Origin of the sequence: Mucilaginibacter pankratovii, assembly GCF_014773265.1 — a bacterium.
Taxonomy (GTDB): Bacteria; Bacteroidota; Bacteroidia; order Sphingobacteriales; family Sphingobacteriaceae; genus Mucilaginibacter; species Mucilaginibacter pankratovii.
On sequence record NZ_JACWMY010000006.1, the window covers coordinates 307,622 to 327,090 of the forward strand.

The 19,469-nt window shown below is 43.2% G+C and carries 15 protein-coding genes and 1 tRNA gene; 6 read left to right on the plus strand and 10 right to left on the minus strand.

The features are described 5' to 3' along the window. From IDJ77_RS14000 to IDJ77_RS14010, 3 genes are all read right to left on the minus strand, one after another. The gene (locus IDJ77_RS14000; protein WP_191189584.1) at nucleotides 1–879 is read right to left on the minus strand and encodes an NmrA/HSCARG family protein; all 879 of its coding nucleotides are present in this window, start codon (nucleotides 877–879) and stop codon (nucleotides 1–3) included. A 117-nt stretch (nucleotides 880–996) separates the two neighbouring features. Beyond that, nucleotides 997–1,578, minus strand: a complete 582-nt coding sequence (locus tag IDJ77_RS14005; protein ID WP_191189585.1) for a Crp/Fnr family transcriptional regulator — start codon at nucleotides 1,576–1,578, stop codon at nucleotides 997–999. A 250-nt stretch (nucleotides 1,579–1,828) separates the two neighbouring features. Continuing rightward, a tRNA-Met gene (locus IDJ77_RS14010) sits at nucleotides 1,829–1,902 on the minus strand. A 158-nt stretch (nucleotides 1,903–2,060) separates the two neighbouring features. Here IDJ77_RS14010 and IDJ77_RS14015 point away from each other — a divergent pair. From IDJ77_RS14015 to IDJ77_RS14025, 3 genes are all read left to right on the plus strand, one after another. Further along, complete coding sequence (locus IDJ77_RS14015) at nucleotides 2,061–2,441, plus strand: START-like domain-containing protein (protein WP_191189586.1); 381 nt, start codon at nucleotides 2,061–2,063, stop codon at nucleotides 2,439–2,441. Between the two features lie 99 nt (nucleotides 2,442–2,540). Further along, nucleotides 2,541–3,965, plus strand: coding sequence for an LptF/LptG family permease (locus IDJ77_RS14020; RefSeq protein WP_191189587.1), 1,425 nt, complete (start codon nucleotides 2,541–2,543; stop codon nucleotides 3,963–3,965). Nucleotides 3,966–4,068: 103 nt separating this feature from the next. Continuing rightward, a complete protein-coding gene (locus IDJ77_RS14025; protein WP_191189588.1) occupies nucleotides 4,069–5,274 on the plus strand; it encodes a bifunctional 3,4-dihydroxy-2-butanone-4-phosphate synthase/GTP cyclohydrolase II in 1,206 nt (401 codons plus the stop codon). On the opposite strand, the gene IDJ77_RS14030 is transcribed toward IDJ77_RS14025, so the two are convergent. Continuing rightward, complete coding sequence (locus IDJ77_RS14030) at nucleotides 5,271–9,725, minus strand: translocation/assembly module TamB domain-containing protein (RefSeq protein ID WP_191189589.1); 4,455 nt, start codon at nucleotides 9,723–9,725, stop codon at nucleotides 5,271–5,273. The genes IDJ77_RS14025 and IDJ77_RS14030 overlap by 4 nt on opposite strands. Nucleotides 9,726–9,940: 215 nt before the next feature. Between IDJ77_RS14030 and tsaD the strand changes: the two genes are divergently transcribed. Beyond that, nucleotides 9,941–10,945, plus strand: a complete 1,005-nt coding sequence (gene tsaD, locus IDJ77_RS14035; RefSeq protein ID WP_191189590.1) for a tRNA (adenosine(37)-N6)-threonylcarbamoyltransferase complex transferase subunit TsaD — start codon at nucleotides 9,941–9,943, stop codon at nucleotides 10,943–10,945. A gap of 134 nt (nucleotides 10,946–11,079) precedes the next feature. Next, a complete protein-coding gene (locus tag IDJ77_RS14040; RefSeq protein ID WP_191189591.1) occupies nucleotides 11,080–11,277 on the plus strand; it encodes a hypothetical protein in 198 nt (65 codons plus the stop codon). Between the two features lie 115 nt (nucleotides 11,278–11,392). On the opposite strand, the gene IDJ77_RS14045 is transcribed toward IDJ77_RS14040, so the two are convergent. Next, the gene (locus tag IDJ77_RS14045) at nucleotides 11,393–12,268 is read right to left on the minus strand and encodes an alpha/beta fold hydrolase (protein WP_191189592.1); all 876 of its coding nucleotides are present in this window, start codon (nucleotides 12,266–12,268) and stop codon (nucleotides 11,393–11,395) included. A 286-nt stretch (nucleotides 12,269–12,554) separates the two neighbouring features. Between IDJ77_RS14045 and IDJ77_RS14050 the strand changes: the two genes are divergently transcribed. After that, nucleotides 12,555–14,399 carry a DEAD/DEAH box helicase gene (locus IDJ77_RS14050; RefSeq protein ID WP_191189593.1) on the plus strand — a complete coding sequence of 615 codons (1,845 nt, stop codon included), beginning with the start codon at nucleotides 12,555–12,557 and terminating at the stop codon, nucleotides 14,397–14,399. A gap of 112 nt (nucleotides 14,400–14,511) precedes the next feature. On the opposite strand, the gene IDJ77_RS14055 is transcribed toward IDJ77_RS14050, so the two are convergent. The 5 genes from IDJ77_RS14055 to IDJ77_RS14075 all read right to left on the minus strand — a co-directional run bounded on the left by IDJ77_RS14055 (nucleotide 14,512) and on the right by IDJ77_RS14075 (nucleotide 19,423). Then, on the minus strand, nucleotides 14,512–14,829 hold the full coding sequence (locus tag IDJ77_RS14055; protein ID WP_191189594.1) for a hypothetical protein: 318 nt from the start codon (nucleotides 14,827–14,829) through the stop codon (nucleotides 14,512–14,514). A gap of 62 nt (nucleotides 14,830–14,891) precedes the next feature. Then, nucleotides 14,892–15,224 (minus strand): hypothetical protein, encoded by a 333-nt coding sequence (locus IDJ77_RS14060; protein ID WP_191189595.1) that lies wholly within the window; start codon nucleotides 15,222–15,224, stop codon nucleotides 14,892–14,894. A 30-nt stretch (nucleotides 15,225–15,254) separates the two neighbouring features. After that, nucleotides 15,255–16,262 carry an NAD(P)H-dependent glycerol-3-phosphate dehydrogenase gene (locus IDJ77_RS14065; protein ID WP_191189596.1) on the minus strand — a complete coding sequence of 336 codons (1,008 nt, stop codon included), beginning with the start codon at nucleotides 16,260–16,262 and terminating at the stop codon, nucleotides 15,255–15,257. Between the two features lie 426 nt (nucleotides 16,263–16,688). Then, nucleotides 16,689–18,029, minus strand: a complete 1,341-nt coding sequence (locus tag IDJ77_RS14070) for an efflux RND transporter periplasmic adaptor subunit (RefSeq protein ID WP_191189597.1) — start codon at nucleotides 18,027–18,029, stop codon at nucleotides 16,689–16,691. A 32-nt stretch (nucleotides 18,030–18,061) separates the two neighbouring features. Continuing rightward, nucleotides 18,062–19,423, minus strand: coding sequence for a TolC family protein (locus IDJ77_RS14075; RefSeq protein WP_191189598.1), 1,362 nt, complete (start codon nucleotides 19,421–19,423; stop codon nucleotides 18,062–18,064). Nucleotides 19,424–19,469: the final 46 nt, after the last annotated feature.

Here is a 19,469-nt window from a genome sequence, read left to right on the forward strand (position 1 = left end):
TTAATTGTTTTTACTCAACCATTCCTGGAGAGACACAAATTCGCCTGTGGCAATTTCTTTTGCCAATTCAATCCGTAATTCTGAACCTGGCCCCATGTAAGTGTGTTTTTCAAAATACCCAAACATCTCAGCGAGTTCCTTTGCTCCATCAAAAAAAGTCGAGAACAATTCAACCTGTACCTGTGAGAAGGTGTACTCTTTGCCATTGGCTTTATATGCCTTAATAATATCATTGAAACTATTCAACTCTGTGGCAACTGAAAGGTAACTGCCATTTCCAACTTTTTCAGGCTGCAAAAATGCACCGGCAACTACTTTTCCCAGGTCGTTGATGTCTGACATATGGATCGCTTTTTTTGTGGGATCAATCGGTAATGTCCAACCGGTTGTGCCATCTTGTTTTGGCTGTGGACCCAGCATTCCAACAAAATTTTGATAATAAAATGGGGGCTGAACCAATGTTGAGTATTTAAACCCCGCACTTTTCACCAGGTCATCCACCTTTGCTTTGCCGGTAAAATGAGGGACTTCAAATGCTGCTTTACTAATGATCTCTACATCCGGAAGTGTTGACCAGATAAAATGTTGTACTCCCGTTGCTTTTGCCGCTTCAATGGCATTTTTACCTTGAGCAATTTCGTCTGCACCTTCCCAAAAGTTGGTTACCGCAAATACACCATAAGCATTTGTAAAAGCATCTTTTAATGATCGCAGATCTGAAAGATCTGCATAAACTGCTTCATCTGCCTTGCCTGTATATTTTTCAGGATTACGGGTTATTGCTCTTACATTAAAAGAGCCTTCGTTTACAAGGGCATTTACAATACCCTTACCTTGTGAGCCTGTTGCTCCAATTACTACTATTGTTTGCTTTTCCATTTGTTTATTTTATAATGTAAAATTGCAGCAATAGCATACCTTAGAACGATGAGATATGATAAAAAAAAGCGTTGATATTTATCAACGCTTTTATAAAATCAAAAATTAAGATAGAAGTTATTTACTTGCTTGTTTTCTAATTCTGCTTAAAGTTTCTTTGGTTATGCCCAAAAAAGAAGCAATGAGGTGTTGTGGAAATCGTTGAATAAATTGAGGGTGGTTATCGGCAAATTCTTCATAGCGTTTTTCTGCTGAATTACTAATGGTAGAATTCAATCTTCGTTGAGAAACGATAAAACTTCTTTGGTCCATTAATCTTGTCATTTGTCCAAATGAAGGTACCTTTTCTATCAGATCCAGCATGTCTGCTACTGTAGCAACAAGTAGTTCGGTATCTTCCCAGGCATCAATATTATATCTTGTTGGAGTGAGCATAACCGCGCTTTCACGGTCGCTTGCCCAGTAATTTTCAATGTATAAATGTACAATATGCTCCACACCCTTGTCATCTACGCTGTATTGTCGCATGGCACCTTTTACAATAAAACCAACGTATTTACACACATAGCCTTCTTCCAAAAAGTATTGCTTTTTTCTGAGCTTTTTGGGGCGAAAAGCAGCTACAATTAACGCTTCTTCATCATTTGTAAGTGGCGAGGCAGCGTGTTGGTTGATGTATGCTAATAGGTTTTGGTGCATTGATTTTAATGATTATTAAATTGAACCCAATGCAAAGATATATTTCACTTTGCTAATACCAGTACCCGCTTTAAAAGCAAATGTAAACCGGTAACAAAAGTAAAGTTTATCAAAAAAATAAATCAATAAGTAGAATGGTCTTTTAAACGGTATTATCTGTTTATGGGGGGTGTTTTCACTGCACCATTAATCTGCAATTCCCCAAAAAAAAGCCTCAAATCTTTCGACTTGAAGCTTTTTATTTGAAAAGTAGCGGGGAGCAGGATCGAACTGCCGACCTTAGGGTTATGAATCCTACGCTCTAACCATCTGAGCTACCCCGCCGGGTTTGTTGTTTTTAAATGCTCAAATAAATGAGCGGCTCTTTCGGGATATATTTTGATGGTTCCTGAAAAAGGTTTGCAAATATAGCAGAAATTCGTTTTCTTTAGAAAAAATGTTAACATTTACATCCTTAAGGGTTGCTAACGATTAAACCGCACATGTCCGAGAAGAAGAAATTCAACATAGAATACGAGATAAAATCCTCCCCAAGGATACTGTATACTTTTCTAAATGAGGCCAATGGCTTAACCCAATGGTTTGCCGATGATGTGAGCGTGCGCGACCAGATCTACACTTTTACCTGGGATGGTGAGAAACAAAATGCCAAGCTGGTAGCCATAAAAGAGAACAAATTGGTGCGTTTTAAATGGCTGGACGACGAACCGCAGGCCTATTTTGAGATGGAGATCATCCAGGATGAGCTTACCAACGACGTGGCTTTGAGCATTACCGATTTTGCTACGGAGGAAACCATTACCGAGCGAAAGCAAATTTGGGATAACCAGATCGACTACCTTATTGGCGTGCTTGGCGCGTAAACGAATTTTAATTTCTGTATTTTTGCGCGCTTAATTACAATATGCATTGGTAATTACAGTTATGCATTATGCAGTTGTTGCGCTGCCGAATTCGCCCCGATGAAAAAAATACATCTCTTACTGCTCAAATCATTTATAAGGCCGTTTATCGTTACCTTGTTTATAGTGATGTTTGTGCTGCTGATGTTGTTTTTGTTTAAATACATTGATGACCTCATTGGTAAAGGCTTCCAGTGGTATGTTATTTTAGAGTTAATGATGTACAACTCGGCAACCAACGTGGCTATGGCGCTGCCGCTTTCGGTTCTGCTTTCTTCTATCATGACGTACGGTAGCCTTGGCGAAAACTACGAACTGGTGGCCATTAAATCTGCCGGTATTTCCCTGCGCCGCGCCATGTACCCTATGATGGTTGTGGTAGTTGTTTTGAGTATCGCTGCATTCGCTTTTTCCGACTGGATGCTGCCCCGGGCCAACCTGAAATATTACTCGTTGCTTTATGATGTACGTAAGCAAAAATCTGCCGACTTTTTGCCCGAGAATATTTTCAGTAACCGTTTTCCGGGATATTCTATCCGTGTAAAAAGTAAAGGCGAAGACGGCCAAACCCTTAATGATATCATGATATACAAAAGGGAGACACTGGAAGTAAATCAAAGTGTCACCTTTGCCAAATCGGGGCTGATGTACCGGAGTAAGGATGACCTGTATCTTATTTTAAAGCTCAAGGATGGGGTACGTTACCAGGAGGACCCCAGCGAAAATAATTACTTTCAGCGGCAAAAACTTACGCGGTTTAGGTTTAAGGAAACCGAACAGCGGTTCCCTCTTTCTGAACTTTCGGTGCATCGTACCGATGAGAACGAGTTCAGGAGCGCATCTATGATGATGAACCTGAAGCAGATACAGCACTACGTAGATTCGGCTAACCGTAATGTTGATAGTACTGTAAATACCAATTACACCCTGATAAAACCCTATATCAAATATTTTTCGGTACCGGTCAAATCGGCCTCCGTTAAAAAGGTTATACGGGCCGATAGTGCGCTGCTGCATGGCGTTAACGACCAGCTGAACGCCTATAATAATGCGGCAAGCGAGGTACGCCAGGTGCAGGATATGCTTCGCAACCGTACTGATAACTATAAGGATGCAACCAAAAGTATACGGAGGTATATTATGGAGTACCAAAAGAAATTTACGCTTGGTGCCGCCTGTATCGTTTTATTTTTAATTGGTGCCCCGCTGGGTGCAATTATCCGTAAAGGTGGCCTGGGCCTGCCGGTTGTGGTATCGGTTGTCTTCTTCCTCATCTATCATATTATTGGCACCATTGGCGAAAAATCTGCCAAAGAGGGCGATCTGTCGCCACTTGTTGGCTCCTGGATAGCTATTTTGGTACTTTTACCCATAGGGATTTTCCTTACGTACAAAGCCGCTACCGATTCGGCCTTATTTGATATGGATATTTACAAGCGCTACTTTAAACGTTTCCGCTTACGTAAAGCTAACCCACCTGTATAGTTTTACACAATGTCGACCATATTCATTTAATTATCATTTAAATTTGCTGTGCCTTTTGATCCCCTGTTTTTAACAAAATAAAGGCCCCCGAAATACACATACAATGCTGAACACCATACCGGAAGCGATAGAAGCCATAAAAGCTGGGAAAACCATTATTGTGGTTGATGATGAAGACCGTGAAAACGAAGGCGATTTTTTAACCGCCGCCCGCAACGCAACACCCGAAACTATCAATTTTATGGTACGTTACGGGCGTGGACTGGTTTGCGCGCCCATCACCGTACAACGCGCCCGCGAACTGGAGCTGGAGCCCATGGTGAGCCATAACACAACCTCGCACGAAACAAATTTTACAGTATCGGTAGATCTGTTGGGGCACGGTTGCACAACCGGCATCTCCGCTACAGATCGTTCTAAAACAACAATTGCTTTAATAGATCCTGCTATAAAACCGTCGGACTTAGGCCGCCCGGGGCATATTTTCCCGCTGATAGCTAAGGATGGTGGGGTATTGCGCCGTTCGGGCCATACCGAAGCGGCTATCGATCTGTCTGTTTTAGCAGGCTTTGAACCTGCAGGCGTTATCTGCGAGATAATGAAGGAGGATGGCGATATGGCCCGCCTGCCAGAATTACTGGTGATGGCGAAAGAATTTGATATGGTTATTGTATCCATAAAAGATTTGATAGCTTACCGCTTAAATACCGAATCGCTGGTGCGTAAAGAGGTATCTGTAAAGATGCCTACCCAATGGGGCGATTTTGATATGATAGCCTATACCCAACTGGATACCGGCGAAAACCACCTGGCACTTGTAAAAGGCGAGTGGAGTGTAAACGAACCTGTTTTAGTGCGTGTGCACAGCTCATGCGTTACCGGTGATATATTCGGCTCCTGCCGCTGCGATTGCGGCCCGCAATTGCATAAAGCGATGGAGATCATCAGCAAAGAAGGTAAAGGTGTTATTGTTTACATGAACCAGGAAGGACGCGGTATTGGGCTGGTAAACAAACTGAAGGCTTACCACCTACAGGAAAACGGGCTTGATACTGTTGAAGCTAACATTAAGCTTGGCTTTGGTATGGACCAGCGCGACTATGGTATTGGCGCGCAGATCTTACGCAGCCTGGGTATCTCAAAAATGCGCTTGTTGACCAATAATCCTAAAAAGCGTGCAGGCCTTATTGGTTACGGCTTAGAGGTTGTGGAGAATATTCCTATCGAGATTGCATCAAACCCGCACAACGAGGTTTACCTGAAAACCAAACGCGATAAAATGGATCACGCTATTATGCGCGAACACTAATCGTCTAAATTATCTTCTCCATTTTGATCATCCGGGGCGCTGTTGGTTACCGTTGGCGCTATAGTGGCAGCCGGAACTGGTAGGGGCGTTGTTGGCACTTTATTGCGCCTGCTTTGCCTGAATATGTTGCGGATAAATTCGCCAAAACTGTCAAAATCGCGTTGGTAAACCAAACCTATACCGTTAACATATTGCACTCCCAATTGGTCGTTTATCGAGTTTAGCGTGGTGCTGTTCAGTGCACGGTAGGAGTACCTGCCCCTCAAATTACCGTCTTTACGTATCAGGTACTGAATTTCAAAATCCTTATTAAGTGATCTGAAGTCGGCATTGAATAAACTGCTGCTGGTATTAAAAATATCACTGGTGCCGGTATTGGAGTAAAAACTGCCGTTTAGCAACAGGCGGTCATTCAAAAACCTGAACCCAAGGCTGGCATCATTAAGCGAGCGGATGTTCAGGTCGAAGTTTTTGATGTTGGATTGAGAGATAAAGCTGTTCAGTTTGTTAAAAGCAAACTCGCTTACAGCCGCGGTAGCAGTGCCGAATACCTGGTTGGTAATGTTGCTGCCCGTGCCCGATGCAAAGGCACGGCGCACAATGATGCTTAGCGCCTGCTGGCTACGGTTATTATTGTCGGCCAGGTAGGTGTTCAGGTCGTCTTTAATGGAAGGATCTACCGGGAAATTAAAATTAAAATCGATGGTAGGCTGTATCAGCGATTTGGTTATCAGTAATTCGGCCTGCACCAGTACCTGTTTAGCGCCGTAGGGCGATGTTAAACCGGCCGCGTTATACAGCGGTGCAATATCTGTCCGCACTTCGTACAGGGCCTTCAAATTGATCTCTGCGTTGGATGGGTTCCCCGTCCAGCGGATAGTACCACCCTGGCTCACCACAAAGTTTTTACTGATAAAGTCCTTCGCGGTAAACTCAAACTTACCCGATGTAATGAGGAAATCGCCAAACATCTCAAAATCGCCCAGGCTGTTTATATTCAGCTTTAGGTTACGGGCCTGGCCGGTGCCTTCTAATACGCCGTAATCTGTACTGATGCGTACGATGGTTTTTTCATCGATAGTCAGGTCGAAGTTTAGGGTAACGCCGTTAAAGGCATTTACCTTGGTGTCAACTTTTCTTGTGGTGTCGTTATGGTCAACAAATTTTATAAAATCATAGTCGGCAGCGGTTGATGAGGTATTAAGCGGGATGTTGAATATGGTACCTGCCTCGGTGCTTGCTGTAATATCTATCTTCATATTATCCACAGGGCCGTTAAACTTAAAAGTACCCGTGCCGTAAGCTGTACCATAATAAAGATGGTTATCTTTAAAGGTAGAGTTTAGCGCCAGCAGGTTTTTCGCTTCCAGGGTAATATCGATAGTAGGGTTGCTGATATTGGTCAGGTCTACCTTGCCATTAGCGGTTCCGGTTCCGCCTCTAAAATCCTTCAACACCATGTTGTCTATGCCAATAACGCTGTTGTTTACACTTAATTTATGCGTTACCGTATAAGCGGTTTTAAGGTAATCAACGGTAACGCCGGTATTATTTAAAGTAAGGTCGCCGTTCAATTGAGGGTTGGATGGCGAGCCGGAGAGTTTAAGGTTGGCAGATACCGTCCCCTTAAGATCGGATACCAGGCCTTTTACAAAGGGCTCGAAGATGATAGCTTCGGTATGGTCCATCTTTACATCAAAGTCCAGGTTGTCGCCCGCGTCGTGCCCTAAGGTGTAAACGCCCGCCAGGTTCATGGTTTCTAAGCCCTGGTGGGTTATGTTTATTTTTACATCGGCCTGCTCGCGCTGGTTATCCAGTTTCGATTTGATCTTTACGTCGCCTATCAGCGTTTTATTCATCGTTAACGAGTCGATGGTTAAATTGGCATCAACGCCCGGCTTTTTAATAACCGATGTAAACACCACATCGCCGTTAAGCGCCCCTTTCAAAAACACACCGGATGACTTGGTAAGCTGGTTAAGCGTGGCCATGCTGAATTTTTGGAAAGTCAACTTCAGCTCATCAGCCGGGTTATCAGATATAAATCCGTTTATTCTTACCTTTTGCACGCCACTGGAAAGCTCGAAGCCCGATACCTGCGTTTTGCCATCAAGCAACCGGATGCGTACCTGGTCCTGGATCTTCCATTTCTGATTTTCCAGTACCACATCCGATGGCAGCAGCTTAAGCTTGGCGGTTGTATCGCGCCCAAACTCAACCAAGCCGTAAAGATCCAGCTGGTTGGTGGCGTTTTTATCAGATAGCTTAACGTTGAAGTTAAGGCTGTCGTTTTTCAGGAAGTTGGCAATGTTAATATTCTTGATATATAAGCTATCGGTAAGATCCACCCGGTTTAAGGATACGTTTAAGCTCAGCATATCGTCGCTGGTGCTTTCATCTATAATGAAATCATGAAAAACAATTTTGCCAAGCTTAATGGTTTTTATAAACCCGCTTAGCGTCGCGGTTTTATCGTTGGAATTGAACTTACCCACAAACGTGCCCTGGTCTGGTATTTTCAGGTCGGGCCGGAAGATAGCTAAAACCGGGTCGAGGTTTTTTAAGGTTAAATTGAAATCGAAATTCTGTGGCTTGGGTGCAGAAATTTCTGTTTTTAACGAAGGGATATATTTTTTGGCAATCGTTTTAAAATAAGATGGCAGGGTGGCCAGGTTAAAACTGCCTTTTATGCTGCCATCGGCTATATCAGAGTGCAGTGATATGGTACGCGCGTCGCCTTTGCCGTCTGCATTTATAGCCACGGTATCTACCACGTAGCTGTGGTGCGGATCTGTTACCCTGATGGAGGTAAGCAGGATATGCCCATCCAAATTCTCCAGGTTATTGCCCGAAAAATTGGTGTTCATTTGGGTTGTAACGGTAACAGTATCTTTTATCAGTTTTAATTCGCGCAGGCGGGCATTATCCACGTTGCCGGTAAAATCATAAATCGGTAACGTTGGGTTAAGGTTCACGCTGCCTGCAATGTTCAGCTTTACATTCTTATCGTTGATGGATAATTTGCCGGCCGCCACCTTTTTTATAAAGGTGCCGCTGGTTACCAGGTTGCTATAATTGTAGCCTTTAAAGCCAATATACTTAACCTTTGCACTGCCTTTAATAGCAAGGGTCTTCAGGTCGTCGCCGCTGCCGCTTAGGTTGCCCGATAGGGTAGTACGGCCAAGATCCTTGTTATCCAGTAAGGTGCCTAACTCGAAATTTGTAGCTGTAAGCTTGCCGCTATAACTTGGCACGCCCTTTTTGTTTATTTTAAGGTTGATATCCGGATCAAAGCGGCCCAGTTTGGTTTTAAACGTGCCGAATGCCACAAAATCATTCTGCAAACCGGTAAACCGGCCGCTGAAATTAACGTTACCGAATTTGCCCACAATGGCCGGCAGTTTGGCTGTTGGCTTGCCGGTGAAATTTTTATACAGGTAATCCAGGTCTTTTTTATTGGTGGCTACCTGCTCAAATTTTAGCTGCAGAAAGGTGTTCTCCCAATCGGGCAGGCCGTTTATATTAAAATCGCCTTTTATAAAAGTGGCCTGGGCCGCGGTTACGGTAAGGTTTTTAGCCTTCAGATTATTTACCATCCCGCGGATGCGGCCATCTACGCCAAGTTCAAAATTTATTTTACCTAATGAAGTTGTGAAATAAGCCACATCCTTTGACGAAAGATGTGAGGTTTTAATATCGGCATCCATGGTTACCTTGTTCTCAAAATCGTTAAAATCGTCAAAAGATTTAAACTTCATCCGGAAGAAATTGCGCACTTTAGAATTTGGCGTGATGATGTCCAGATTTTGTAACAGTATCTGGGTAGTATCAATAGTGGCGTTGGAATTAAAATTCTTTACAATAAAGCCGCTTTGTTCCTGCAGGGTGAGCCCGGTTACATTGGCTTTAAACAGGTGGTTTTTCAGGTCCATATTGCGTACTACGATGCTGAAATGCTTTACGTCGAGATCATCGAAGTTAACGCCGCTTATTACGGCTGTACGCAACTTATTCTTATATTTAAAATGGAAATTGTTTACCGCGATCTTATCAAAATTGAGCGTCCATGGTTTTGCCGAAGGTTTTTTGGTAGTGTCGCTACCGCCGGAGTTGAAATAATCTATAATAAACTTAAGATTGGTGGTGCTGTCTTTTTGCTTTTTGAGGTAGAAGGTGCCGTTATCCAGCTGGATGGACTTAAAATCGATAACCCGTTTTTTAATACTGCTGAAAATAGAGAAGCCGCTGAGCTCTACGGCCAGCTTTGGCGTGCTTAATAAGGTATCCTGCTGCTTATCTAAAACATAGAAATCCTCCAGCACCACCGATTTAAACGGCACGATGTAAAGGCTTTTTATATCAACCGTAGTTTTAAGCTCCTTTGATAAATAAGCGGTAGCTTTTTTGGCCGCCCAGGTTTGCACCGGCTTATACTGGAACAGTATTAACACTATGCTGACAAACAACAACAGTACCAATACAATGCCTAACGCTATTTTGAGTAGTTTTTTAATAACTTTGCGGTTTATTTCAATTAGTGAATGAATGAATTAGTGAATGAGCGATTAAACCACAACCTATACGCTTCAACAACGGAATGGTTTGCGACTATCGAACTTAAATTCACTCATTCACTCATTCGCTAACTCACTAATTAAAAAAAGCTTTGCCAGTAATATTAGGAATCGAATCTTCATGTGATGAAACCTCTGCATCGGTTTGTGTAGATGGTGAGATATTGAGCAATGTTATTGCCAACCAAACCATACACGAAGCTTACGGAGGTGTTGTGCCCGAGCTTGCCTCGAGGGTTCATCAGCAAAATATTGTCCCTGCTGTACAACAAGCCTTATTGAACGCAAAAGTAAACAAAAATGATATTGATGCGGTAGCTTTTACGCGCGGGCCAGGCCTTTTAGGTTCTTTATTGGTTGGTGTATCGTTTGCCAAAGCGTTCGCGCTGGCTAAAAACCTGCCGCTTATTGATATTAACCACATGCAGGCGCATATTTTAGCGCATTTTATTGGCGATCATAAACCAACGTTCCCTTTCCTGTGCCTTACGGTATCAGGCGGGCATACGCAGATAGTGCTGGTGAAAGATCATTTCGATATGGAGATCATCGGCCAAACACTGGATGATGCTGCCGGGGAGGCGATGGATAAAACCAGCAAAATTTTAGGTTTACCCTATCCCGGCGGGCCGCTGATAGATAAACATGCCCGCAGCGGTAACCCCGATGCTTATAAATTTCCCGAGCCGCAGATTCCCGGCTATAATTTTAGCTTTAGCGGAGTAAAAACCGCCATCCTGTATTTCATTAGGGATAACGTTGCCAAAAATCCCAACTTTATCCAGGAAAACCTGTCGGATATTTGCGCATCGGTAGAAAAACGTATAGCTACTATTTTACTTAATAAATTAAAACGTGCCGCCGAAGAGTACGGCATAAAAGATATAGCTTTAGCCGGCGGCGTATCTGCCAACACCGGCCTGCGCGAAGGGCTTACCCATCTGTGCGCCGAAAAAGGCTGGAACTGTTTTATCCCGAAATTTGAATATTGCACCGATAATGCCGCTATGATTGCCATTGCCGGGTACTACAAATATTTAAAAGGCGAATTTGTAGGGCAGGACGTAGCGCCACTGGCGAGGATGCCGTTTGGCTGATAGCTAATGGTTCATGGTTGATGGATCATAGTTCATAACCAAATAATAGGAATGAGCCATAACCTATGGGCAAAGATTTAACGAATTAGATCAGGAACTATGAACCATGATCTATTAACCATGAACGTAACACTATGACTCCAGCATCACTTATTTTTTGGGCGATCTTTGTATTGCCGCTTATTGCATTTTTAGTTTGGATAATGCGCCAGGATAAGCGCAAAGGCAAATTGGGCCTGATTGTGCTAACCGTAATTGTGGTTGGCGTTATTATTTATATGTACTGGAACCATATGTTCCAGAATGGAGCGACTACGCCTTTACCACAATAACAATCTGTTGAGCATGCGCCAATATAAAGGCCTCAGCCTTTTTTTGGAGCTCTGATTGGAATTTGTTATGCTTGCGTACGTTTACGGAAATAGCCTTTTAAAGTTTAACGGCCTCTTACTTTAACACGTCCCAATTCTCTATCTTCCGGTAAGGCTTGCTAAAAAAATCGCCGATTACCTGGTTAAACATATCCCGGTAATAGATGGGCGTGGAATGCCCGGAGTTTGGCAATATCCATAAATACGATCTCGGGATATTTTTCGCTATCAGCAGTGTGTGCTCGGTTTGGATAACATCATGGTCGCCACCTATAACAAGGGTGGGGCAGCTGATCTTGTGCAGCGCTTCTGCTTTTATATGCGGTTCGTAGCTAAGCAGGTGCAATAGTAATACCTGGTCTTTTATTTGCCTTGTAGGATTTTTTATTTTTTTTAACGAGTCGGCGGTAAAGACGTTTTGCTTCAGTATAAAATCCTGTAGGTAAGGATAAACGGCAGTACTATCCGGCCAAAGGTTAGCACCTGTTACGGCAAGCATTTTTACTTTATCGGGGTTGCGCATGGCTAATAGCAAGCCCTCTATCCCGCCATCGCTCCAGCCAATTACATTGGCGTTTTTAACTTTAAGCACATCCATCAACGCGTTCAGGTCGTCGCTCATCATTTCGTAACTGAGGGTATCTTTGTCGTTGTTGGATTTGCCTTGTGCGCGGCTATCAGCCAATATTACCTGGTATTTTTTGGCGAAGTAGGGGATCTGGTACCTGAAATCTTTTATCGACCCGCCGTTGCCATGGATGATCAGCAATGGCTCGCCCTTGCCATAAACCTCGTAATACATTTTAAAGCCGCGAATATCAGCGTATTTACCTACTGCGGCATTCTTTCCGTAGGTAACCGTATCCATCTTAATGGTTTCTTTTTGCTGGGCATAAACTATGCCGGTTGAGATTATCAAGAAAATGGCGAGCAGGTTTTTCAGGTGTTTCATGGTTTAAGGTATTGTGCATTAAAGATATAAAATTCCGTTATTTTTTTAATCGTTGTTTTATTGCTTCAGCGTAATTTTATAGCCGACCCTTAGTATAGATTTTTGTGGCCATTGCCAAATTTTAATAATTAGAATAAAAAACGTATTGATTTTAAGCATTTTACAGCTTCGCAGATGTTTAAAATTGCCATTATTTGAAATAAGCAAAAAGGTATTGGATTAATAGAATATAAAACGTACTTTTGCGCTCGATTTGACGATGTAGTCAAATACGTTATTTTAATTCATGAACCCATTTATCAATCTGGGAATCCGTCATGATATTGTTAATGCCATCTCTGAGTTAGGATTTGAAAATCCTACACCAATCCAGGAACAGTCAATTCCGGTATTGTTAACAGGCAGCAACGATTTTGTCGGATTAGCCCAAACAGGGACCGGTAAAACAGCTGCTTTTGGACTGCCGCTATTAGAACTGCTCGATTTCGAAGTAAATCATCCGCAGGCGCTTGTTTTATGCCCAACACGTGAACTTTGTTTACAGATCACGAACGACATTAAGAACTACGCCAAAAAAATGAACAACGTTAATGTTGTTGCCGTTTATGGCGGTGCAAGCATTCAGGATCAACTTCGCGTTATCAAACGCGGCGTGCAGATCGTTGTGGCCACACCAGGCCGTATGCTCGACATTATCAACCGTAAGGCGATAGACTTTTCGCAGGTAAGGTTTGTAGTATTGGATGAGGCTGATGAGATGCTCAACATGGGCTTCCAGGAAGACATTGACAGTATTTTATCAACCACTCCCGACGAGAAAAAAACCTGGCTGTTCTCGGCCACCATGCCTTCTGAAGTAAGAAGGATCGCTAAAAAATACATGACCGACCCTTTCGAGCTTACTATGGGCGAGAAAAATACAGGTAATGTGAATATCGACCATGAGTACTACGTTGTACGTGCCCGTGATAAATACGCAGCGTTTAAACGTATTGTTGATAACAACCCGGAAATCTTTGGTATTGTATTTTGCCGTACCAAAATTGAGACCCAGGAAATTGCCGAAGCGCTTATTAAAGATGGCTACAACGCCGATTCTTTACACGGCGACTTATCACAACAACAACGCGATAAGGTAATGAAACGTTACCGCGAACGCAGCTTGCAATTGTTAATTGCTACTGATGTTGCAGCACGTGGTATTGATGTTAATGATGTTACACACGTTATTAACTACAGCTTACCTGATGAGATTGAGAATTACACCCACCGTAGCGGCCGTACAGCCCGTGCAGGTAAAACAGGTGTATCTATCGCTATCATCAACAGCAAAGAGCTTGGCAAAATTCGCCAGATAGAACGCACCATTGGTAAAAAGTTTGTTAAGGGCGAAATTCCTACAGGCTTTGATGTTTGCGAAAAACAACTTTTTGCATTGGTACATAAAGTACATAAAGTAGAGGTTAACGAAAGCCAGATAGAGCAATACATCCCGCGTATAATGCTGGAGTTTGCCGAACTGACCAAGGAAGAAGTGATCAAACGCTTTGCATCTTTAGAGTTTAACCGCTTTTTAGATTATTATAAAAATGCACCAGACCTTAACGCACCTGCAGATGATTCCCGCAGAGACGGCGAAAGGGGTGAGCGCGGAGCTCGCGATGCTGGTGGCAAAAGTGAATATACACGCCTGTTTATTAATTTAGGTAGTGTTGATGAATTTAACCGCGGCGATCTGCTGGGTTACATTTGCAACAACTCTAAAATAAGCGGCCGTACTGTTGGTAAAATTGATGTTAAAGGTGTTTACTCTTTCTTTGAAGTAAGCAACGGCGATGTTGACCAGGTAGTGAACAACTTTAAAGGCGTTGAATTTAAAGGCCGCGAAGTTAGGATAGAAATATCTGGCGAAGGTACCAGCACAACCCGTACAGGTGGTGGCGAAAGACGCGAAGGTGGTTACCAAAGACGCGAAGGCGGCGGCGGTTTCAACCGTGAAAGAAGTGGTGGTGGCGAAAGACGCGAAGGTGGTTTTAACAGGGACAGGAACAAAAGCGCCGGTGGCGGTGGTTTCCGTGATTTCTCTGGCAAACCCCGCGAGGAACGTCCCGAGCGCCGCAGAAGATTCTAATTTAGTTAGTTTTCATAAGAGCTTTTGGGGGGTAGTTTACCCAAAAGCATAGTTTTAGTTTAGTTTTGTTTACAAAGCCTCTCGTTTGCACCAGCATCCGGGAGGTTTTTGTTTAACGGCTAAATTCAACCGCTACCGAATCCGGGAACAGCAGGCTCAACTGCTTCTCATCCAGTTTTTGGATCACAAATTTGGTGTAGGGTAGGTTGCCTTCGAAGGATGTAAAAATGGTATCGCCTTTTAAAAAGTAGTCTTCGGCCTCGTTATCAAGCGTAAACTGTTTATCGGTGATCTTTAAGTTGGTGATACCGTCTTTGGATTTCCAGCTGCCCTGTAGTTTTTTATTGGGCTGGCCATTATTATGGCAGGCGGCTATAAGCAGCACACATGCGCAGCCCAGGTATATAAATGTTAAAGCGTAGGTTTTCATGATGATGATAAGGTAACAAAAAAGTACCTGCTTTGCAACAGGTACTTTAACGGTATTTTGAGTTATGGTTTGGCTACCAAAGCCGATTCTTTCACATAAACGTGGCGGCCTTTTTTGTTTACGTAATAGTAGTAAGAGTTTTTATCGATGTAAATGGTTTGCCCCTGTGGCCCAACCTTGCCATCGTATTTTTTATCTACAACTGCCGCTGCACCTTTTGATGCAACCTCGGCGGTTTTATTGCCAACCTTGCTGGCTGTTTTTTTGGTTGCTTTCCAGCCTTTTTTAACTGTGGTGCCAACTTTCTGGGCTACGGTAGTAGTATCTTGCGCAAAAGTAGTAGAGGCTGCAAACATTGCCGCCGCAAACATTGCTGTGCTGAATAATTTTTTCATGGTAGTGTTTAATTGAATTAACTATACCAGCTAACTCAATTTCTCTGCCAGTTTGCGCATTTCTGCTGCAGGGGAAGCTTTTTTGTATAAAATTGCATAAACGGCCTCGCATATAGGCATATCTACCTTGTATTGGCGGTTTACCTGGTGTAGGCAATTTACTGCATAGTAGCCCTCGGCTATCATATTCATCTCCAGTTGTGCCGATGTTACGGTATAGCCTTTGCCTATCATATTGCCAAAAGTACGGTTACGGCTAAATTGCGAATAGGCGGTAACCAGCAAGTCGCCCAGGTAGGCCGATTCTTTAATATCCCTGTCTATAGGGTGCACCTCGTCTACAAAGCGTTCCAGCTCGCGTATGGCGTTTGATATTAATACCGACTGGAAATTATCGCCATACCCCACCCCGTGGCAAATACCGCTGGCAATGGCGTAAACGTTTTTGAGCACAGCGCCGTATTCGGTGCCGTAAATATCGTCGGATACGATGGTTTTAATGTAGCGGGTGTTCAGCATGGCGGCAAATTCGGTGGCCAGGTCAACATCCTGCGATGCTATGGTAAGGTAGGATAATTTCTCCAGCGCAACCTCTTCGGCATGGCATGGGCCACTTATCACCATAAAATTGCTGAAGGATACATTGTATTTTTCGTTCAAAAACTCGCCGATGATCTGGTTCTCATCGGGCACTATCCCTTTAATGGCCGATACTATTTTCTTCCCTGCAAGGTCTTCCGGCGTTATTCCTGCTAATGCTTCCTTTAAAAAGGCAGCCGGTACGTTTAGCAGGATACAATCTGCAACCTGTATCAATGGCTTCAGTTCGGCAGATATATTTGCCCCCGGCACTTTAATTTCTACAGAACTTAAATAATTGGGGTTATGGTGAAATTTGCTGATGTGCTCCACCGCCTGCTCGTTCCGCATCCACCAAAAAATTTCTTTTTCAACAGCATTATCCGTCAGCATCTTAATATTGGCTGTGGCCCAGCTTCCGCCGCCAACAACGGTAATTTTATGTATTTGCTTAAGCATTACAGATATAATGTACTACCAGGGTAATTGGTTTTCCCCGGCGGTACAAATAAATGAAAAAAAGGCGACAGGTAAAAGGTTAGGAGTAAAAGGAGCAGGGGAATCGCTTTTAAAAAGGAGGCACCTACGGAGCTTTCCCCATTGCTTTATTTTCTATAAACACGATACTCCTAACGGAGTGTCAAAATTTGTGAATAATAGTTTAGTCCGGTTTTTTATTGACAACGCAAATCGGCTCCAGCGGAGCCCCGTGTTTATAGCATCAAAAGAAAAGCACTGAAGGCTCCGTAGGTGCCTCCTGTTCATCAATTTGTTTAAAAGTGATTTCTCTGGTAAAAGGTAACTCCCGTTAGGAAATTGGTTTAAAACAAAAAAAGGTGAAAGATTTTAACCTTTCACCTTTACCCTTTCAGCTTTTACCTTAGGTTAGTTCTTCTTAGCGTCGCCTGTAAATAGTTTGGCTTTGTCAACCTTCTCTACTACCTGGGCGTCTTTAAGTTCTTTAGAGATAGCCGCAAACGGTGCAGATACTACTTCTTCGCCGCCTTTAAGGCCGGTAAGGATCTGTATGTAGCTATCATCCTGTATGCCGGTAGTTACCTGCACTTGTTTTACTTTGTTGGCTTTATCAAGCACAAAAACATATTCTTTAGCTATTGGTGTGCTTGCTGTTTTCTTGGCATCGTCGGTTCCGTTGCCATTGGCTGCAGGTTTCTTTTCTTCGCGGGTAGTAACCGATTGTATAGGCACCGATAAAGCTTTTACATGGTTTGTTTGGATATCAACCGTAGCGGTTAATCCCGGGCGGAAAGGCGAATGGTTTGCAGCATTCTTCTTCAACAGATCCATGTACGATTGAGCGGTGATCCTCACTTTTACGGTAAAGTTTGTTACCTGGTCGGCATTGGTACCAACCACGTTTGCCGAACTGCCTATCTCTATCACCTGGCCTTCAAACTTTTTGCCGAGGAAAGCGTCAATTTCTATTTGCGATGGGTTACCAACAGCTATGCGGTTGATATCATTCTCATTTACATCTACGTTCACATCCATTTTGTTAAGATCGGATATGGTCATGATCTCGGTACCGGCAAACTGCTGGGTTCCTAAAACACGCTCGCCAATTTCTATGGAAAGTTTTGATACCACGCCATCAACCGGTGCATAAATAGTTGTTTTGGCAAGGTTATCCTGCGCTTCTTTAACAGATGCAGACGACTGGGCCAGGCCGTAGGTAGAGCCGATAACGTTTTGTTTGGCTGCCTCTAAAGAAGCTTTCGCGCCTTCGTAATTTGCTTTTGCCTGTTCAAACTCGGCGGCGGTAAGTACTTTATTTTTATAAAGTTCCTGGCTGCGTTTGTATATAGATGCCTGGTTGGCAAAAGTGGCTTCAGATTGTTTAAGCATTTGCGATGAATTACCAACACTTGCCCTTTGTGAGTTATAAGAAGCAACCGCACGGTCGTAACCAGATTTTAAGATATCCGGGCGGATCTTACAAAGCAGCTGGCCTTTTTTCACCACGTCGCCTTCTTTAATAGGTAGTTCAACTACCTCGCCGCTCACTTCGGGGCTTATTTTTACCTCGATGTGTGGTTTTATTTTGCCGCTGGCAGATACGTTTTCGTTTATATCGCGCGTATCGGCTTTTTCAACTGCAACTTGCGTTAGTTTAGGTTTGCCAATTACGCCCGTAGCTTTCAATATAAAAAGCAATACGGCCAGTGCGCCTAAGCTGATAAGGATATATTTAGTAGTCTTTCCCATGATATTTTTTCAGGATTTTATTTATTTAAAGTTTAGAGTGTTATAGGGTTACCAAGGTAATAATCAATTACCTTACTTCTAAATATCAACTCGTAACGGGCCTGTATCAGGTCGAACTGAGATTTATTCAGATTTGTTAACGAGGTGTTGTAATCCAGCGCGTTCACCAGCCCTACGTTATACCTTTGTTGTATCACATTAAAGGCTTCTTTGTTTGCCTGGTAGGTTTGTTCGTTACTCGCCAGTTTTTTATTAGCCGCCTGTACATCCAATACCGCCTGTATGATAACCTTGCTTAGGTTGTTTTTTGAAATTTGTGTGCTTACCTGGGCATTCTCAAACTGTATCCGGGCTTTACGTACCGAAGTGCGGGTTGTAAATCGATTGAAGATAGGTATCTGGAGCGACAAGCCGACTGACTGGTTAAAGTTATCTTTAAACTGATCGAAAAACGTATAGGGGGCGGTAGGGTTGCTAAACCTTACGCTTGCATCTGAGTACCGTGAGTTTCCCGAACCAAATAACACCAGGCTTGGATAATAGGCGCCCATGGCCACTTTTATGCCTTGTTGCGCTGCAAGCTGCCTGGTTTCGGCAAGTTTTATATCGGGGTTTATTTCAAGGGCGGTTGTTATCACGGATGCGCCATCAAAATCGGTGCGTACATTGCTAAATTTGCTGATGTCGGGCTTCTCCACTGTTATCTTTTCCAGCGGGTTCATCTCCATGTATTGCTTCAATACCAGTAACGATAGATCTAACTGGTTTTGCGCGGTCGTTAAATTAAGATCAGCAGTTGATTGTTGTGCTTTGGCCTGCGAAAGATCGGCAAGGGTTTGGTTACCTACGTCGAAGTTTTTCTGCGCCCTGTCTAAAGCAATTTTCGAAATATCTATTTGCTGTTGAGCCGCTGTCACCAAATCCTGGTTGGTTAATACGGTAAGGTATTGGGTAACCACGCTTAGTACCAGGTCATTTTTTATTTTAGCAGTGCTGCTTTTATCTACATCAACCAAAATACGGTTCTGAATGATCTGGTTACGTAATTGCCCGCCCTGGAAGATCGTTACCTGTGCATTTATCCCGGCATTTACGGTAAAAGTACGTTGGTTGATAAACTGGTTGGTAGTTGGGTCGATATTACGGCCAAAGTTGAAACCGGCTTGTGGGTTTGCGCTTATGGCCGGTAACCGGTTGTTTTTGCTTTGGTTGTAATCTTCGGTGCTTAAAGCTTCGCTGTATTGTGCCTGTTTTATGGTTAGGTTACGTTCCAGCGCGCGGTCAACAGCTTTTTGCAGGGTGATAACTTCCTGTGCGTTGGCAGTTATGTTTATGGCAGAAAGTAATATGAGGCAAGCAATGGTTACTTTTGTTTTTGTAAATTTTAGTTTCATAATATTGGTATACAATGTATAAGTAATGCTATTACTTTGCAAGCCT

Excerpts from the sequence above, each read along its gene's own strand:
- IDJ77_RS14060 (WP_191189595.1), bottom strand. The coding sequence starts at position 15,224 with ATGAAAAAATTATTCAGCACAGCAATGTTTGCGGCGGCAATGTTTGCA.
- IDJ77_RS14005 (WP_191189585.1), bottom strand. The coding sequence starts at position 1,578 with ATGCACCAAAACCTATTAGCATACATCAACCAACACGCTGCCTCGCCA.
- IDJ77_RS14050 (WP_191189593.1), top strand. The coding sequence starts at position 12,555 with ATGAACCCATTTATCAATCTGGGAATCCGTCATGATATTGTTAATGCC.
- IDJ77_RS14020 (WP_191189587.1), top strand. The coding sequence starts at position 2,541 with ATGAAAAAAATACATCTCTTACTGCTCAAATCATTTATAAGGCCGTTT.
- IDJ77_RS14055 (WP_191189594.1), bottom strand. The coding sequence starts at position 14,829 with ATGAAAACCTACGCTTTAACATTTATATACCTGGGCTGCGCATGTGTG.
- IDJ77_RS14015 (WP_191189586.1), top strand. The coding sequence starts at position 2,061 with ATGTCCGAGAAGAAGAAATTCAACATAGAATACGAGATAAAATCCTCC.
- IDJ77_RS14025 (WP_191189588.1), top strand. The coding sequence starts at position 4,069 with ATGCTGAACACCATACCGGAAGCGATAGAAGCCATAAAAGCTGGGAAA.
- IDJ77_RS14000 (WP_191189584.1), bottom strand. The coding sequence starts at position 879 with ATGGAAAAGCAAACAATAGTAGTAATTGGAGCAACAGGCTCACAAGGT.
- IDJ77_RS14045 (WP_191189592.1), bottom strand. The coding sequence starts at position 12,268 with ATGAAACACCTGAAAAACCTGCTCGCCATTTTCTTGATAATCTCAACC.
- IDJ77_RS14075 (WP_191189598.1), bottom strand. The coding sequence starts at position 19,423 with ATGAAACTAAAATTTACAAAAACAAAAGTAACCATTGCTTGCCTCATA.
- IDJ77_RS14065 (WP_191189596.1), bottom strand. The coding sequence starts at position 16,262 with ATGCTTAAGCAAATACATAAAATTACCGTTGTTGGCGGCGGAAGCTGG.
- IDJ77_RS14040 (WP_191189591.1), top strand. The coding sequence starts at position 11,080 with ATGACTCCAGCATCACTTATTTTTTGGGCGATCTTTGTATTGCCGCTT.
- IDJ77_RS14070 (WP_191189597.1), bottom strand. The coding sequence starts at position 18,029 with ATGGGAAAGACTACTAAATATATCCTTATCAGCTTAGGCGCACTGGCC.